The 17,555-nt window shown below is 68.2% G+C and carries 10 protein-coding genes; 2 read left to right on the top strand and 8 right to left on the bottom strand.

Going from position 1 to position 17,555, the window contains the following annotated elements; all coding sequences use genetic code 11:
• Nucleotides 1–5 precede the first annotated feature (5 nt).
• The 6 genes from E0H92_RS28955 to E0H92_RS28930 are packed head-to-tail and all read right to left on the bottom strand — an operon-like array spanning nucleotide 6 to nucleotide 8,528.
• Nucleotides 6–1,013, bottom strand: coding sequence for an ABC transporter ATP-binding protein (locus E0H92_RS28955; RefSeq protein ID WP_131463474.1), 1,008 nt, complete (start codon nucleotides 1,011–1,013; stop codon nucleotides 6–8).
• Nucleotides 1,010–1,987: an ABC transporter ATP-binding protein gene (locus E0H92_RS28950; RefSeq protein WP_238173674.1), complete on the bottom strand. Its 978-nt coding sequence runs from the start codon at nucleotides 1,985–1,987 to the stop codon at nucleotides 1,010–1,012. Before E0H92_RS28950 ends, E0H92_RS28955 begins: the two co-directional genes overlap by 4 nt.
• Before the next feature lie 28 nt (nucleotides 1,988–2,015).
• Nucleotides 2,016–3,158, bottom strand: coding sequence for an ABC transporter permease (locus E0H92_RS28945; protein WP_238173648.1), 1,143 nt, complete (start codon nucleotides 3,156–3,158; stop codon nucleotides 2,016–2,018).
• Between the two features lie 6 nt (nucleotides 3,159–3,164).
• Complete coding sequence (locus E0H92_RS28940; RefSeq protein WP_238173647.1) at nucleotides 3,165–4,151, bottom strand: ABC transporter permease; 987 nt, start codon at nucleotides 4,149–4,151, stop codon at nucleotides 3,165–3,167.
• Between the two features lie 11 nt (nucleotides 4,152–4,162).
• The gene (locus tag E0H92_RS28935) at nucleotides 4,163–6,145 is read right to left on the bottom strand and encodes an ABC transporter substrate-binding protein (RefSeq protein ID WP_131498498.1); all 1,983 of its coding nucleotides are present in this window, start codon (nucleotides 6,143–6,145) and stop codon (nucleotides 4,163–4,165) included.
• Nucleotides 6,146–6,155: 10 nt separating this feature from the next.
• Nucleotides 6,156–8,528 carry an Ig-like domain-containing protein gene (locus E0H92_RS28930; RefSeq protein WP_131498497.1) on the bottom strand — a complete coding sequence of 791 codons (2,373 nt, stop codon included), beginning with the start codon at nucleotides 8,526–8,528 and terminating at the stop codon, nucleotides 6,156–6,158.
• Between the two features lie 228 nt (nucleotides 8,529–8,756).
• On the opposite strand from E0H92_RS28930, the gene E0H92_RS28925 reads away from it, so the two are divergent.
• Together E0H92_RS28925 and E0H92_RS28920 are read left to right on the top strand one after the other, a co-directional pair.
• Nucleotides 8,757–10,514, top strand: a complete 1,758-nt coding sequence (locus E0H92_RS28925) for a glycoside hydrolase family 127 protein (RefSeq protein ID WP_131498496.1) — start codon at nucleotides 8,757–8,759, stop codon at nucleotides 10,512–10,514.
• Nucleotides 10,511–13,369, top strand: a complete 2,859-nt coding sequence (locus E0H92_RS28920) for a glycoside hydrolase family 2 TIM barrel-domain containing protein (RefSeq protein WP_131498495.1) — start codon at nucleotides 10,511–10,513, stop codon at nucleotides 13,367–13,369. The genes E0H92_RS28925 and E0H92_RS28920 overlap by 4 nt, the downstream gene beginning before the upstream one ends.
• Nucleotides 13,370–13,373: 4 nt before the next feature.
• Here E0H92_RS28920 and E0H92_RS28915 read toward each other — a convergent pair whose 3' ends face one another.
• On the bottom strand, nucleotides 13,374–15,158 hold the full coding sequence (locus E0H92_RS28915) for a DUF222 domain-containing protein (RefSeq protein ID WP_131498494.1): 1,785 nt from the start codon (nucleotides 15,156–15,158) through the stop codon (nucleotides 13,374–13,376).
• A 300-nt stretch (nucleotides 15,159–15,458) separates the two neighbouring features.
• Entirely contained in the window at nucleotides 15,459–17,555 is a 2,097-nt protein-coding gene (locus E0H92_RS28910) for a DUF6351 family protein (RefSeq protein WP_202873893.1), read from the bottom strand.

Here is a 17,555-nt window from a genome sequence, read left to right as displayed (position 1 = left end):
CTCTCTTACGGGGCGGTGGTGGCCGTGAGGACACCCTTCAGGTCGAGCTGCTCGGCGAAGTGGCACGCGACTTTGCGGCCACCGATCTCGCGCAGCTGCGGGACTTCGGTCTTGCACCGGGCCTCGGCGTACCCGCACCGGGGATGGAACGGGCAGCCGGCCGGCACCTTGGACGGATCCGCGATCTCGCCGAGCAGCTTGATCCGCTCGCGTTGCCCGCGCGAGGCGGGGTCGGGATCCGGTACGGCGCTCAGCAGCGCCTCGGTGTACGGGTGCAGGGGCTTGGAGTAGAGCTCTTCGGTCGACGCGCTCTCGACGAGCTTGCCGACGTACATCACCGCGACGTCGTCGGCGACGTGCTCGACGATGCCGAGGTCGTGGGACACGAACAGGTAGGTGAGGCCGGACTCCTCCTGCAGATCGCGCAGCAGGTTGAGGATCTGGGCCCGAACCGAGACGTCGAGCGCGCTGACCGCCTCATCGGCGACCACCAGCCGCGGCTCGGTGGCGAGCGCCCGCGCGATCACGACGCGCTGCCGCTCGCCGCCGCTGAACGCGTGCGGGTAGCGGTGCGCGTACTCCGCCCGCAGCCCGACGCGCCGCAGCAACGCGGCGACCTTGTCGTCGATCTCGTCGCGCGAACCCGACTCCTGTACGCGCAGCGGCTCGGCGATGATGTCGCGCAGCGTCTTGCGCGGATCGAGCGACGAGTGCGGGTCCTGGAAGATCAGCCGGACCTGCGCCCGGTACGGCTTCAGCTGCTTCTCGCTCAGCGGCGCCAGGTCGACACCGTCGAACATGATGCTGCCCGACGTCGGCTCGTACGCGCGGACGATGCACCGGCCGAGGGTCGTCTTGCCGCAGCCCGACTCACCCACCAGTCCGAGCGTCCGGCCGGCCTTGATCGACAGGTCGACACCGTCGACCGCCTTCACGAAGCCGCGGTTCCGCCCGAGGAACCCGCCGTGCAGCGGGAAGTGCATGGTCAGTCCGCGCGTCTCCAGCAACGTCATGACTTCTCCTCGCCGTACAGCAGACAGGCGACGTCGATCTCGTCGCTGCGGACCCTCGTGGGCACAGTCACGTCGCACTTGCCCGCCATAAACGCGTCACACCGCGGGTGAAAGCGACATCCGGTCGGACGCTCGTACGGCGGCGGCACAGTCCCCCGTACGGCGACCAGCCGCTCCTGCCCCCGCGCACCGAGCCGCGGCACCGAACGCACAAGTGCCTGTGTATAAGGATGTTTGGGCTGACTCAGTACGGCGGACGCGGGCCCCTGCTCGACGACTTCGCCGAGGTACATCACCGCGACCTCGTCGGCGACCTGCGCCGCGACCCCGAGGTCGTGGGTGATCAGCATGATCGCCATCCCGAACTCCTGCTGGAGATCCTGCAGCAGGTCGAGGATCTGCGCCTGCGTGGTGACGTCGAGCGCGGTCGTCGGCTCGTCCGCGATCAGCAGCCGCGGGCGGCAGGACAGCGCCATCGCGATCATGGCCCGTTGCCGCATACCGCCGCTGAGCTGGAACGGGTACGAGTCGACGCGGCGCTGCGGGTCCGGGATCCCGACCCGGCCGAGCATCTCGATCGCGCGTTCCCGGGCGGCCTGCTTGCCGACGTTCTCGTGGAGGCGGACCGCCTCGACGATCTGGTCGCCGATCGTGTGCACCAGGCTGAGCGAGGCCATCGGCTCTTGGAACACCATCGCGATATCGGCCCACCGGACCTGGCGCAGCCGCTTGTCCTTGGCGGCCAGCAGGTCGAGAGGCTCCCCGTCGGAGTCGGGGTGGAGCAGGATCTCGCCGCCGACGATCCGGGCCGGCTTCTCCACCAGCCGCAGGATCGAGCGCGCGGTGACGCTCTTGCCGCACCCGGACTCCCCCACCACGGCCAGCGTGCGGCCGCGCGGCACCGACAGGCTGACGCCGTCGACCGCCTTCACGACACCGTCGCCGAGCTCGAAGTGAGTCCTCAACGAGCGCACTTCCAACAAAGGTTGCATCACAGAGTCCTCACTTGTACGGATCCGCGGCGTCGCGGAGACCGTCGCCGACGAAGTTCATGGCGAGTACGACGACCACGACCGCGAGGCCCGGGGTGAGCAGCCACGGGGCGGTGGCGACCGCGCGGATGTTCTGCGCGCCCTCGAGCAGCACACCCCAACTGACCGCCGGCGGCTGCAGACCGAGACCGAGGAACGACAGGCTGGTCTCGGCCAGGATCATCCGCGGTACCGCCATCGAGATCGACGCGATGATGTGGCTGGCGAACGACGGCACCATGTGGCCGAAGATGATCCCGGTCCGGCTGACGCCGTCGAGCCGGGCCGCCATCACGAAGTCCTCCTCGCGCAAGCTGAGGAACCGGCCGCGGACGTCCCGCGCCAGTCCGGTCCAGCCGATCAGCGACAGGATCACCGTGATCGCGAAGTACCGCGTCAACGGACCCCAACTGCCGGGCAGCGCCGCCGACAACGCCATCCACAGCGGCAGCGTCGGCACCGACATGATGAACTCGATGATCCGCTGGATGATGTTGTCGACCGTGCCGCCCATGTAGCCGGAGATGCCGCCGATCAGCATGCCGAGCACGAAACTCGCGAACACCCCGACCAGACCGATCGACAGCGACACCCGGGCGCCGTGGATCAGCCGGGACAGCAGGTCCCGGCCGGACTGGTCGGCGCCGACCAGGAAGAACGCCTCGCCGGCCTTCGTCGGCCCGATCAGGTGGATGTTCGACTTGATCGGGCCCAGGATCGAGTACTCGTCGCCGCGGACGAACCACCCGACGTCGACGATCTTCGACTTGTCGACGGTGAACGTCTGCTCGAAGGTCTCCTGGTTTCGCGTCGACGAGTACCCGTACACGAACATTCCGTGCTCCGCCGAGACGTGCACCCGCTGCGGCGGGGCGTACGGCAGCTCGGTGTGCGCGGTGTCGGCGCTCGACGGCGCGAAGAACCCGGCGAAGACCGCCATGAAGTAGATCGGGATCAGCACGATCAACCCGATCAGCGCCAGCCGGTGCCGGCGGAACTGCCGCCACATCAGCCGCCACTGCGGCAGCGCGCCGTGGTCGCGCAGGCTCTTCACCACCTCCTCCTGGGCCTCGTGCTGAGGACCGGTGGCCATCACCTCGGTCTGCTGGACCATGCGGATCTATCCCTTCTGGAACCGGGTGCGGATCCGCGGATCCCACCAGGCCAGTGCGAGGTCGCTGAGCATCGTGCCGATCACCGTCAGCGTGCTGAGGATCAGCACGAAACTGCCGACCAGGTACATGTCCTGGCTCTTCACCGCCCCGAGCAGCAGCGGGCCGCTGGTCGGCAGGCTCATCACGACCGACACGATCGTCTCGCCGCTGATCAGGCCGGGCAGCAGCCAGCCGACGGTGCTGAAGAACGGGCTGAGGGACATCCGGACCGGGTACTTGAGCAGCAGCTTCCACTCCGGCAGCCCCTTTGCCCGGGCGGTCGCGACGTACGGTTTGTGCAGCTCGTCGAGCAGGTTCGCCCGGGTGATCCGGATCAGCCCGGCCGTCCCCGCGACGCCGACCACCACGATCGGGATCCACAGATGCGAGATCAGGTCGAGCAGCTTGCCCAGGTTCCAGGCCGCGTCGGCGTACTCGGGTGAGAACAGTCCGCCGACGCTCTGGCCGAAGTACCGGAACCCGACGTACATCATCACCAGCGCGAGCATGAACTCCGGGACGGCCATCCCGATGAAGCCGAGGAACGACGCGATGTAGTCGCCGCCGGAGTACTGCCGCAGCGCGCTGTAGATGCCGATCGGGAACGCGATCGCCCAGACGAACAGCAGACTGGCGATCGACAGGATCATCGACAGCAGCACCCGGTTGCCGATCAGGCTGGCCACCGACTGGTTCCAGGCGAACGACTGTCCGAGGTCACCGTGCAGTACGACGCCCTTGATCCAGGTGAGGTACTGCACGATGAACGGCTTGTCGAGCCCGTAGTGCCGCTTCAGCTCGGCGATCTGCGAGTCCGGGATGTCCTGGCCGCGGGCCTCCGCGTTCGCGATCACCGTGGTGGTGTAGTCGCCCGGCGGCAGTTTGATGACCACGAAGGTGACGAACGAGATCGCCGCCAGCGTGATGACCATCCAGACCAGCCGCCGGGCCACGAACCGCAGCATTACTGACCGATCGCGAACTGTTCGGGGTGGACGATGCCCGGGGCGACCGACTCGCTCATCTTGTCCGGCACGTTGTGGAAGTCGTTCTTCACGACGCCGTACGTGTTCGGCACCGAGCTGATCCCGATGTAATAGAACTGGTCGGCGGCGATCTGCAGGATCTGCTTGCCGAGGTCGAGCGTCTTCGCCGGGTCCGGCTCCTGCCGCGCCTGGGTGAACAGCTCCATCTGCTTCTGTACTTCGGCCGGCGGCTTCACGCCCTCCTCGCCCTTCGACTGGTACCACTGCGCCCAGCCGATGCCGTACCGCGCGCTGCCGTCGTTGGTCGGCACCCAGTAGTGGTCGCCACCGGTGCCGGTCGGCAGCACGAACGTGCCGCAGGTCCAGGTCCCGGCGTCGTGATCGTTGCCCTTGACCCGTTCCTTGTAGAGGTCCTCGCTGACCGCCTGGGTGCGCAGCTCGATCCCGACCGCGGCCCAGCGCTTCTTGATGAACTCGATCGCCTCGACATGGTCCGGGAACGACTCGCTGACCAGGACGGCCACCGAGACCGGCTTGCCGTCCGCGCCGAGCCGCTTACCGGCCGGCGACTTCTTCGTCAGCCCGGCCGCGTCCAGGTGCTGGTTCGCCTTCGCGGCGTCGAAGTCCAGGAACTGCGTGGCCAGCTGCTCGTTGTAGTACGGCGAGTCCTTCGGCGGCGCGCCCTGCCAGGGCTCACCCTGACCGGCGTAGACCGCGTCGATGACCTCCTTGCGGTTGATCGCGTGCGAGAGACCGGCCCGGAACTCCTTGTTCGCGAACAGCGCCCGCTTGACCGGGTCCTTGTGCGTCATGTTGAGGCCGAGGACCATCGTGTTGGTCAGCTGGGTCGGCACCTCGAAGATCTTGTAGCCGCCCTTCTCCCGGTTCGACGCGACGACCGGCTTGTTCTGCGGCGTCCCGAAGTTCCGGTACTGCATGCCGAACTCGCCGTTCATCACCTTCAGCAGCTCGACCTGGGCGTCCTGGACGACCTCGACGCGGCAGTTGTCGATGTACGGCAACTGGCGGCCCTGGTCGTCGACCTTCCAGTAGTACGGGTTCCGGGTCAGGGTGACCGCGGAGCCCTTGCCGAGCGCGGTGGTCACCTTCCACGGCGCCAGTGTCGGCTGCTCCGGGTTGGTCCACGGGTTCTGCTTCTGCGAGAAGAGATCCGTCCAGCTGCCGACGCCGGCCTTCTTCGCCAGCGCGTTCGCGGACTTGTTGTACTTCAGGTGGAACTGCTGGAAGTAGTGCTTCGGCAGCAGCATCCCGTAGGCGCCTTCACGCTCGAAGATGCCGTCGGCGATCTGGACCAGCAGTGACGGCTGCGGCGAGCTGTAGGTCATCTTGATCGTGCGCGCGTCGACCTTCTCGACCTTCGCGATCTTGCCGGTGTCCGGCGACGTGAACGCGTCGTACAGACCGTCCGGGTGCAGACCTTCGTCACACTGCACCTCGAGAATCGTGAAGATCATGTCGTCCGCCGTACACGGCTTCCCGTCGGACCACTTCAGCCCGTCGCGGAGCGTGAAGGTGTAGACCTTGCTCTCGGCATCGACCGTGTACTCGCAGGTGTTCGCCTCGATCTCGTCGTACCCGGGCTTGCCGACCTTGTCGGGCTTCCAGCGCAGCAGCGGCTCGTAGCGCATCGCGTACCACAGCCACTGGGTGTCCTCCTGGGTCAGCATCGCCGACCGCCAGGTTCCGCCGTACATCGCCTTACCCGCGAGCGGCTTGATCACCGGCGGGTTCTTCGGCAACCGGTCCGCCAGCGGGGGCAGGGAGCCCTTGTCCACCAGGGCTTTCAGCATCGGCGATTCCTTCTCGCCGGCCGCGGCGGCCTGGGCGCCGGACCCGGCCGGCTTGGTGTCGAAGAAGCCGCAGCCGGGGATCGTTGCCACGGCCAGGAGGCCGAGGCCGCCCTGCAGCAGCTTGCGCCGGTCGATCATGCGTTCTGACATGTCTTCTACCTCACTGCTGCTCGAGCGTGATGTTGCTGAACTGCGCGGTCCCGTAGTCGATGAGACCGTTGTCGTCCAGGCGGCCGCCGTCGATGGCGAAACCGATGTAGAAGGTCCGGCTCGGCATCACGAGCTTCTCGTAGCCGAAGCGGTCCCACTTGACTTGATCCGTCGAAATGAACGCCTCGAACTCGACGTCACCGAACTGCTGCGGGCGCTCGCGCCGGAGCAGCCGCAGCCAATACACCTTCGTCGGGTCCAGGTAGCTGTCGTCCCACGGCCACGGGCCGACGCTCGGCACCGATCCGTCGGTCTGGAGCCGGATCGCCTGCGCCTTCATGCCGCCGTCGTCGGTGGCGGTCGGCGCAGCGCTCGCGTTGTCGTTGACCGTGCCGTACCCGCCCGCGACACCGAAGCCGATCCCGCCGTACATGAACGGCGCGGCCGGGTCCAGCGAGTCGCGGATCATCAGGCCCGCGGTGAGTCCGTTGGCGATCTTGCTGATCTTGTCGAGGCGCGCGGTGATCTGCGCGACCCCTCCCACCTGGAGCTTGCGGTACACGTAGTGGAAGTTGCTGGTCCGCCCGTAGATCCGGCCGGAGCCCTTGATCCTCAGCACCCCGCCGTCCAGACTGCCCGAGCCCGGCACCGGCGGCTTCCCGACCGCGGCCGAGGTCCAGCCCGTCGTACCGTTCTGCTTGTTGACGTGCACCTGGACCGCGATCGACTGGGTCGCCGTACCGTTCTTGTCGGTGGCCCGCGCGCTGATCCAGTAGGAGCCGTCGGCAACGTTCTTCCACTGGACCTGGTACGGCGCTTGGGTCGCGGTGCCGATCAGCTGGTCACCGGCGAAGAACTCGACCTTGGCGAGCTGCCCGCCCTTCGCGGCGGACGCATCGGCCTTGATCGTCACGGTCGGCGCGGTGCGGCCGGCGAGCGCCGTGTTCTGCGCCGGGCTGGTGATCCGCACGGCCGGGTTGCCGACCGGGTCCGGCACCAGCGAGTTGAGGTAGTTCTCCAGGTAGGTGTAGCCGTTCGGCGCGATCTTCTGCGCGTCGGACGGGTCGTTGGGGTCGAGGCCGTTGGCCTTCTCCCACCAGTCCGGGATGCCGTCGTGGTCGGAGTCCACCGGCGCCTCGGTCTGGACGAGCTCCGGGTAGCCGCCGACCTGCTTCTGCGAGTTGATCAGCCGGCCGGTGCCGGTGCGGGCCTCCTCGACGACACGGGCGTCGGCGGCGTCACGCTTCGGCAGGATCGCACCAGCCCCGGCGAGCACCGCGTCGTACGCCTTGCTCGCCGTCTGCAGGTCGCCACGGCCCGGGATCGGCTGCGGTTCGGCCAGCTCGACGATGCCGCCGATCGGGTACCGGATGCCGCGGCGGTTGTGCGCGGTGACGTCCGGGTAGCCGTCGACCTGGTTGCCGGCGATGTACCACTGGCCGCCGCGGTTCGCGCTCACCACGACCGGTGCGACCTCGTCGAGCGTGGTAGGGCCCGGCTTGTAGAAGTTGTTCATGATGTTGATGCCGTTGGCCCACTCACCGCCGTACACCGAGGTGTACCCGTGGTCGTAGATCACGTTGTTGTAGTGGTCGACCTCGAGCGTGATGCCCTCGGTGTAGCCGAAGCGCGGTTGCCGTCCGCCCTGGTGGGCGACCAGGTTGTGGTGGTACGTGTTCCGCTCACCACCCCAGATCCCGCCGTACCCGTGCCGGTTCTTCGGGTGCGCCGACAGCGCGAGGCCCTCGGAGACGATGCACCACTGAACGGTGACGTCGAAGTTCCCGTACGGCGAGAGGCACTCGTCGACCGCCCAGCTGAACGAGCAGTGGTCGATGATCAGGTTGCGGATCTCCGGGCTGACCGAGCCGGGCACGTTGGTGTTGAAGGCGTCGTCGGCGACCGCGTTCTCGTCACCGAGCCGGAACCGCAGGTAGCGCATCACGATGTCGTGCGCGCCGCCGGCGATGTTGGTGCCGTAGCCCGCCACGCAGATCCCGCCACCAGGCGCGGTCTGTCCGGCGATCGTCAGGTTGCTGCCGGCGATCTTCAGTCCCGACTGCAGCTGGATCGTGCCCGAGACCCGGAACACGATGGTCCGGTCGGAGCCGGAGACCGCGTCCCGGAACGAGCCGGGTCCGGAATCGGCCAGCGTGGTCACCTCGTACACGGAGCCGCCGCGGCCGCCCTTGGCCCACTTGCCGGCGCCCTCGGCCCCGGGGAAGGCGGGCAGCCGGTCGTCGTTCACGCTCGCGCCGGCAGCTGTCTTGGCGCTCGCGGTCGGCGTGATCCCCAGCGACGCGACACCGATGGCGGCCGCAGTGGTTCCGACGAATCCACGCCGGGACCAGCCGGGGGATTCGCCTGGAGGAGTTTCGGTCATCGTCCATGCCTCGCAATCGGTGCGGTGGGCGGCTGCTGAACTGCGCAGTCTGAATATCTAGTCACGTCCGAATGGAACGACCGGCCCTCATGGTCACGGAGGTTACGAGCCGATGTCAAGAGCGTGACGCCCATCAACCGCAATCGTTTGCACTCAGTGATTCTCGTGGCCGCAATCGTTTGCACCAAGTCTTGCCTCGACGTCCGCGGCGGTGGTTACCTTGCCTCCATGCCTTTGCGCCCACTCCCCCTCGGCACCACGTCGATCACCGGCGGCTTCTGGCTGGAGCGGCAGCGGATCAACCGCGACGCCACCATCCCGGCCGCTGCCCAGCGGCTGGAGGAGGTCGGCACGCTCCGCAACTTCCGCCGGGCCGCCGACGAGCAGACCGGCGCCTTCGCCGGGAAGCTGTTCGCCGACACCGATGTCTACAAGTGGCTCGAAGCCGTCGCCTGGGAGCAGGCCCGCGAACCGTCGGCCGACCTCGCCGGCCGGCAGTCGACCGCGAGCGCGCTGGTCGCGGCCGCGCAGGACCCCGACGGGTACCTCAACACCTACACGCGGCTCGCGCTCGACGGGCAGCGGTACGGCGACCTGGAGAAGGGACACGAGCTGTACTGCGCGGGCCATCTGCTGCAGGCAGCCGTGGCGCAGGTCCGGGCGACCGGCGATCGCACGTTGCTCGACGTGGCGTGCCGGTTCGCCGATCACCTGTGCAAGACGTTCGGCCCCGGACGGCTGGAGGGAGTCGACGGGCATCCGCTGATCGAGATGGCGCTCGTGGAGCTCTACCGCGAGACCAGTACCTCGGCCTACCTGGAGTTGGCGTCGTACTTCGTCGAGGCGCGCGGGCGTGGGCTCCTCACTCCCCCGGGTCACCACGGTCCGGCGTACTTCCAGGATCACCTGCCGGTGCGCGAGGTCCGCACGATCGCCGGGCACGCGGTCCGGGCGCTCTACCTCGCGTCCGGCGCGACCGACGTCGCGGTGGAGACCGGCGACGACGAGCTGCTCGACGCGTTGCAGGCGACGTGGTCGTCCATGGTCGAGAGTCAGACGTACCTGACCGGCGGCGTCGGAGCGAGGTGGTACGGCGAGGCGTTCGGCGACCCGTTCGAGCTGCCGCCGGACGCGGCGTACTGCGAGACCTGCGCCGCGATCGCCAGCGTGCAATGGAGCTGGCGGCTGCTGCTCGCGACGGGTGAGAGCAAGTACGCCGACCTGATCGAGCGGACGCTCTACAACGCGGTGATCTCCGGGGTCTCGCTCGACGGTGACCGGTTCTTCTACGTGAACACGTTGAAGGTGCGGAACAACGCCTTCGCCGACGACCAGCGGTCCGCGGTGGGTGGCCGGCAGCCGTGGTTCGGTACGGCGTGCTGCCCGCCGAACGTGATGCGCACGCTGTCGTCGCTGGATCAGCTGGTCGCGACCTCGGACGACGACGGGGTGCAGGTGCAGCTGTATGCGCCGGCCTCGGTGAACGTGGGCCCGATCGGCTTCGAGATCGAGACCGAGTATCCGTGGCACGGGACTGTCCGCGTGCGGATCACGTCGACGCCGGACACGCCCTGGACGCTCGGGCTGCGGATCCCGGCGTGGGCGGAGAGCCATCGGCTGACGGTCAACGGGTTCGAAGGACCGCTGCGGCGGGTGTGGGCGGTGGGCGACGAGGTCGTACTGGAGTTGCCGGTCGCGGCCCGCCGTACGACGCCCGACGAGCGGATCGACTCGATCCGTGGCTGCATCGCGATCGAGCGCGGCCCGTTGGTGTACTGCTTCGAGCAGCAGGACGCGGATGTCGTCCTCGACCAGACAGCAGTCGTCCCGGGTGAGCTCGTCGAACGCGAGCAGCCCGACCTGCTCGGCGGCGTCACCACCGTCGAGGTACCTGGGCGAGACAGCACGTTGACCGCCATCCCGTACTACGCCTGGGCGAACCGGGACGTCGGGCCGATGACCGTGTGGATCCGGGAGGACGCGTGAACTACTGGGAAGATCCGGGTCCTGGGTACGGCGTGCTGCCGCCGCGGGCGGCCGTCCGGTCGGACGCGCCTCGGTTGAGCCTGAACGGGCAGTGGCGGTTCCGGTTGTCTCCCTCGGTGGGCGCGACGGGATTCGAGGAGGTGGACTTCGACGACTCGGAGTGGGACTGGTTGCCGGTGCCTTCTTCGTGGCCGATGCACGGCCACGGCAGTCCGGCGTATACGAACCAGAAGTATCCGTTCCCGGTCGACCCGCCGTACGTGCCGGACGAGAACCCGACCGGCGACCACCGGCTGGTCTTCGAGCTGCCGTCCGAGTGGAGCGGGTCGACGGTCCTGCGGTTCGACGGGGTGGACTCGTGCGCCCGGGTCTGGCTGAACGGGGTCGAGCTCGGGGTGACGCGAGGTTCGCGGCTGCCGGCCGAGTTCGCGGTCGGCGGCGTACTGCGGCCGGGGCGGAACGTGCTGGCGGTGCGCGTGCACCAGTGGTCGTCCGGTTCGTACCTCGAGGACCAGGACATGTGGTGGCTGCCGGGCATCTTTCGGGACGTCACGCTGATCGCGCGCCCGGTGGACGCCGACGTCTTCGTGCATGCGGATTACGTCGACGGCGCCGGTGTCTTGATGGTCGAGTCGGCGCCGGGTGCGGTGGTGCGGATCCCATCGCTGGATGTAGTGGTGCCGTGCGGGGAGACGGTGACGATTCCGGGCATCGAGCCGTGGTCGGCCGAGGTGCCGCGGTTGTACGACGCGGTCGTGGAGCTGCCCGGTGAGCGGGTGGAGCTGCGGATCGGGTTCCGGACGGTGGAGATCGTCGACGGCGTACTGCGGGTCAACGGGCGGCGGGTCTTGTTCCACGGGGTGAACCGGCACGAGCACGATCCCGTGTTCGGTCGCGCCGTACCTGCTGAGCGGATGCGCGAAGAGCTGCTGGTGATGAAGCGGCACAACATCAACGCGATCCGGACCAGCCACTACCCGCCGGACACCCGGTTGCTGGAGTTGTGCGACGAGCTCGGGTTCTGGGTGATGGACGAGTGTGACTACGAGTCGCACGGGTTCATGCTGATCGACTGGAAGGGGAACCCGGCCGACGACCCCCGGTTCCTCGACGCGTCGCTGGACCGGATGCGGCGGACGGTCGAGCGCGACAAGAACCATCCGTCCGTGATCATGTGGTCGCTGGGCAACGAGGCCGGCGTCGGGTCGAACCTGACCGCGATGGCGGAGTGGACGCGGGACCGGGATCCGTCCCGGCCGTTGCACTACGAGGGTGATCTGTCGTGTGCGGATGTGGATGTGTACAGCCGGATGTACGCGTCGCACGCCGAGGTCGAGGCGATCGGGAAGCGCGCCGAGAAGCCGCTGGAGGATCCGGCGCTGGATGCGCGGCGGCGTGCGATGCCGTTCGTGTTGTGCGAGTACTCACATGCCGGAGGTAACGGTCCTGGTGGGTTGCCGGAGTACGAGGCGCTGTTCGACACGTACGAGCGGTGTCAGGGCGGGTTCCTGTGGGAGTGGATGGAACACGGGATCCTGCGAGCGGACGGTTCCTACGGGTACGGCGGTGACTTCGGTGAGGAACTGCACGACGGTACGTACGTCCTCGACGGTCTGGTGTTCCCTGATCTGACCCCGCAACCGGTGCTCGCGGAGGTCCGCAAGGTCTACGAGCCGGTGCGCTTGTCCGTCGCCGGTGACGTCCTCACGATCACCAACAGGTACGACGTACTCGACACGTCCCACCTGTCGCTGCACTGGGAGATCGCCGACGAGGGCGAGGTAGTTGCCCGCGGCCCACTTACCCTCCCGGTCATCCCGGCCGGCCGGTCCGCGACCGTCCAACTCCCCGATCTCCCCCCACTCCAGAACCGCGAACGCTGGCTGACCATCCGCGCCGTCCTCACCAACACCACCCCTTGGGCCCCCGCCTGCCACGAACTCGCCTCAACCCAAACCCAACTCAACGCCCCCGGTGGGCAACCGCGAGGCGAGTGGGTTGGCACCCCGCAATCCCCCGGCCGAGCCCACAGCCTCGGGGGCCGGGCTGGGGATCTCCTCCTCGGTCCGGGGCGGTTCGACGGGCGGACTGGGAGGTTGGTTGGGCTTGGTGGGTGGGCGATCGCGCATGTTCCGCTGGAACTGTGGCGGGCTCCTACGCAGCATGACGCGCGGACCTGGGATGCCACGACGCTGGACCGGAAGACCCGGTGGGCGAACGCCGGGCTGGATCGACTGCGGTACCGGACCATCGCGGTGGAGCCGTACGACGACGCGCTGACCGTGGTGACGATGGTCGGCGCTGCGGCAACAGACGCTCGGGTGCAGACGACGTACACCTGGAGGACCGACGGCGCGCGGCTGACGGCGGAGGTTGACGTCGAGCCGTTGGGTGAGTGGATGGTGCCCTGGGCTCGTCTTGGGGTGACATTCGGTGTGCCGGCGGGATTCCACGGCCTGACCTGGTTCGGGCTGGGCCCCGGGCAGGCCTACCCGGACTCCCGGTCGGCAGCGCAGATCGGCCGCTACACAAGCACGATCGACGACTTCCAGGTCCCGTACCTGTACCCCCAGGAGAACGGCGCCCGCGCCGACGTCCGCTGGGCCGAACTCTCCGGCCCAGCCGGCAAACTCCGCCTGACCGGCGACCCACACTTCGCCCTGACCGTACGCCGCTGGACCATCGCCGACCTAGCCGCCGCAGAACACCCAGCCGATCTGACGCCGGGCGACCGCGTCTGGATCACCCTGGACGCCCTGCAACACGGCCTAGGCAGTCCAACCAGCGGTGCCCCGATCCTCCCGCCGCACGACCTGCAACCGCGGAGGCATCGGTTCCGGTTCAGCCTGGGCTGACCGTTCACGGGTCCGCCACTCGGTGGGTGCCGGTGGGGTCGACGCGGAAGGTGAAGCCGTGCGGTGTGGTCCACTCGACGGTCTTGTAGTCGACGCGGCGCACGCTCCAGCCGCGGGCGTGGGTCTTCACCCGGTGACCGAACCGGCCCAACGGTACGAGGTTTGTGGTGGAGGTCTGGCCTGGTGGCCCGAGCGGGTCGTACGGGCGGAGGTGGTCGAGGTCCACGGAACTGGTCGTCTCGCGGGTGCCGAACGGGAAGAGTTCGACGGGGTGGGTGAGTTTGACTCGTTCGCGGATTCTGGTGGGGATCTCGTAGGCGTTGACGCTGACGGCCTCGTTGAGGTCGATGACGGGTTTCACGGTGTACGGTCCGTGGCCGACGAGTTCGGTTAGTTGGGTGGCCAGCAGTGGGCCGATGGTTTCGGCGCGGAGTACACCGGTGCCGGTGGCGAGGGTGTGGTCGGTCAGGTGCACGTAGATCTCGGTCTGGCCTGGGCGCACCTGTCCGCTGGTGGTGGGACTGGTGTGGGCGTCGTGTTTGATCTGCGCTAGTCGAGCATGTAGTGCGCGCAGGGCACCGTCGTCCGGTGGTTGGTCGTCGTCGGTGCCGGCGTCGTTGAGGTTGGCTCGTGGGCCGGAACCGAACGGGCCGAAGGGGTCGGAGAGGTCGAGCACCTCGGGATAGCGGATGTCGCGCGGGCCGGGCAGTTCGCCGCCGCTGAGGCTGGGTGCATCGCAATCGGCCCAGTCGTCCGGGGCAGGCTCGTTGCCGTAGGCCCCGGTCCGGTCATCCAGCAGGTCCTCGTCACGCAGGTCGACGTGGGGCCTCACACTCCCCGCCCGCACCACGGTGGCCGCGGGAGGTGAATTGACGGTGTCCGCGGTGGCCGAGTGGCCGGCGTTGGAGGTGTCCCCGGGGTTGACTGCGGGGGCTTGGCTGGCCGTTGGGGGTTCGTCGGTCGGAGCGTTGGTGCCGGCGGGGACGAGGTCGGCGGCGGGGGCGGCGTGGGTGTCGCGGCGGGCCTGGGCTAGGAGTTCTTGGGTGTAGAGGGGGTCCGAGATGATGTCGACGGCTTCGGCGCGGCGGTGTTGGAGGGTGCGGGGGTCGCCGAAGGTCTTGAGGGCGTCGGCGATGGCGTTGAGGGCGGCGTTGTTGCGGGCGACCGCGCCGGAGGATGCCTTGATGTACATGGTTTTGGTGCCGTGCTCGTCGGTGTTGCCGACGAACACACCGCGCTCCTTGGCCTTCTCCTCGGCCTCGGCCTTCGCGAGGTCGGGGGCGACGTGGTACTTGGCGGCTTTGATGATCTTTTCCAGCCGGTACGGCGAGATCGTGTCGATCATTGCCGCGACCCGTCGGTCGACGTAGGCAGCGGCCTCCTGGGACAGCTTCGTGCAGGCGGTGACGATCTGGCGGGCCTTCCACGGAGTTGCGTCGCCGGACTGGATCCGGGCCCAGGTGAACGGAAACCGGTGCCGGAGTGCCAGGGCATCGCCGAGCAGCTTGGCGCCCACCCCCGGTGAGATGCCGAGCACGGCGGCGAACTCGGCGATGGAGAACTCTGCGATCTCCGGGCAGCCGTCGCCGCCGAGAACGATCGCGCGTTCGCGGCCGTCGCATGAGCGGCGGCTGAGTCGCACCGGGCAGACATCTGGGTGGAAGCGGTCGGCGTAGACCTGGGCGTGTTCGAGCAGCTGCGCGTCGGCGCGGTTGGCCTCGGCGCGGTGCGCGGCGGCCGACTCCAGCAGGTCGGCCGTCGGCAACTCGGACAGATCACACTCGAACATGTGTTTGAGTCTACGTCACATCGTCCATCTCGGCAAACTCACAAAGTCGCGGAACCCCTTATCCACAAGGGGAAACATCACATCACACGGGAGGCGAAAGCGGGTATGCAGACGAGAGCCGCCTGCGAAGAGCAGGCCCACAGGCGCGGCCGGAGGCGAACGGTCGGCCGGCTCGAGGCCCCGGGGTGAACAGCCGGCAGATCGGTAGGCCGGCTGGAGACGAAGCGCAGCTCGCCGCAGGCAGGACGTTCGCCAAAGCAGGTAGGCAGGTGGGTGTTTGGGAAAGCGTGGATAGGTGGGTCAGTTGAAGGCGAGCCAGGTGCCGGAGAGGGGCTGCTGGTTGATGCCTGGTTTCGACCAGTCGCAGACGCCGCTGGGGAAGATTGTCAGCAGCCGCTGCCAGTCAGCCTCGGTGAAGCCTGGGTAGTCCGACCGCACCGGCTCACGCAGCTTGCACTTGATCACGTCGGCCGCCACGCCCGCACCTGCCACCTCGCGCGGGAACGACGCGGACGGGAACAGCTTCTCGCAGCGCGAGGCCGGGTCCCGGTTCAGCGGCTGCGCGACGAAGCCCGTGGGAGTACGGCAGCCCTCGACCAGCTCGGACGGCCGCGCCGCCACGATCTTGTCGATCCTCGGCCGCGACGTGGTGTCCGCGGTCAGTTGCGTCAGCCAACGATCCATGGAGTCGACGGCGTGCTGCAGCAGTGGGCTCGCGGTGCTGAACAGTCCGTACGTCGCGTCCTCGAGCAGGCTCACCTGGTTGGCCGCCGTACCGTTCGCCTTCTGCAGCCGGGCGCGCATCGAGAACGTGTGGTACCGGACGTGGATGTCGCCGTACGACTGGGTGTCGTAGTACGCCCGGTAGTCGATGATCGGCACGTCCTTCAGCCCGCCGCCGCCGTTCGTCAGCCGCCCGGTCCGGTACGCCGTCCGCGTGGCCTGCGGATCCGCCACGGTCCGGGACGGCACCAGGTTGGCGTCCGCGTCGAAGCCACCGATCGACGAGTTCAGGTCCAGGAACTGTGCGGGCGTGATGACGCCGGCCCGAAGGACCTTCAGCCCGTACTGCACGCCGACGTTGTCGAGCGGCCGCCGCGAGAACCCGGTCGACGGATCGGCCCCGTACGCGTTGATCGTGTGATCGAAGACGTCGCAGCGAGCACCTCGTGGGTTCGCAACGGGGTCGTAGCGTTCAACCACAGGAAGATGGGAGCAGTTCTGCCGCGGGTCGATCCGGGCGGCGCTCGCCGCCATACTCGGCAGCGTCGCGTACGTCTGGAAGCCCGCCACCTGACGCTTCTGCTCCTGGGTCCACGGCACCGAAGACTTGGTGAAGTATGAGTCGAGCAGCCACGAGTCGCTGATGAACGAGACCGTGCCGAACCCGACCTCCGGGAACGAGCAGCCGACGACGATGCCGTCGAAGATGCCCGGGTAGTTGTCGGTGATCTGATGCGCCTGGTACGAGCCGCCGGAGCAGCCGAAGCCGATCGTGAAGTCCGGGCGTCCGTAGTGCTCGACGAACAGTTCCTTCGTCATCATCGCGGACTCAGCCGCGGTCAGGTCGTTGCAGTTCTGCCCGAACACGTTGAGCGAGGACGACATCAGCGCGTACCCGCGGCCGAGCAGGAACGCGTCCGTCACCCCACCGGTCGTCGTACCCGACCGGTACCAGCCGCCGGCGCATCCGCCGCCGAGCGTGAAGATCGCGCGGCCGTTCCAGCTCGGCGAACGCCGCGTCGGGGTCGGTGCGGCCGAGCGCAGCGGGTCGTGCAGCATGCTGGTCTGGACGACGGCCCGGTTCGCGCTGCCGGTCTCCATCCGCACGATGAACGGATCACCGGAGTCCGTCTTCGCGAGATCCGCCGGGTACGCCGTGGCGCCCGCCGGCCACTTCGCGAACTGGCCCGCGGTGGTCCGGTAGAAGTAGTCGACCCGCGGCGCGACCGTGCAGTCCGCGTCGAGCGGAGCGCCGAGCGTGCCACCGATCACCGGGATCGTGAACTTGGCCGTCTCACACAGGAACGGCTGCTCGTGCGGCCCCGAGAACACCGGCCCTTGCCGCGGGTGGTTCCGCACCTCGAGCGTCGTACGCCGCCCGTCCGCCTCGGCCCGGAGAAGGTTCGAACCGAGCCGCAGATTCCCGACCAGTCCGGTCAGACCGTCGCCGTCAGCAATGAACGCCGATGACACGTCGTTGCCGTTGAGAGTCACGCGAACCTGGTCATCCGGTGCAACGACATGCACGAGCGCGTCGCCGCCGGTCGCGGTGTCCGGGCGGCCGGACAGGATCTCCAGCGTCACCTCCCGCGACGCCAGCGCCGGAACCGCGGGGAGAACCAGCGCACCGGCGAGCAGCGCGACGATCAACCGAACTGGTCGGGAACGGATCAC

The organism is Kribbella speibonae, from assembly GCF_004331375.1.
In the GTDB taxonomy this organism is placed as follows: domain Bacteria; phylum Actinomycetota; class Actinomycetes; order Propionibacteriales; family Kribbellaceae; genus Kribbella; species Kribbella sindirgiensis.
This window is presented reverse-complemented; position numbering and strand designations above follow the sequence as displayed.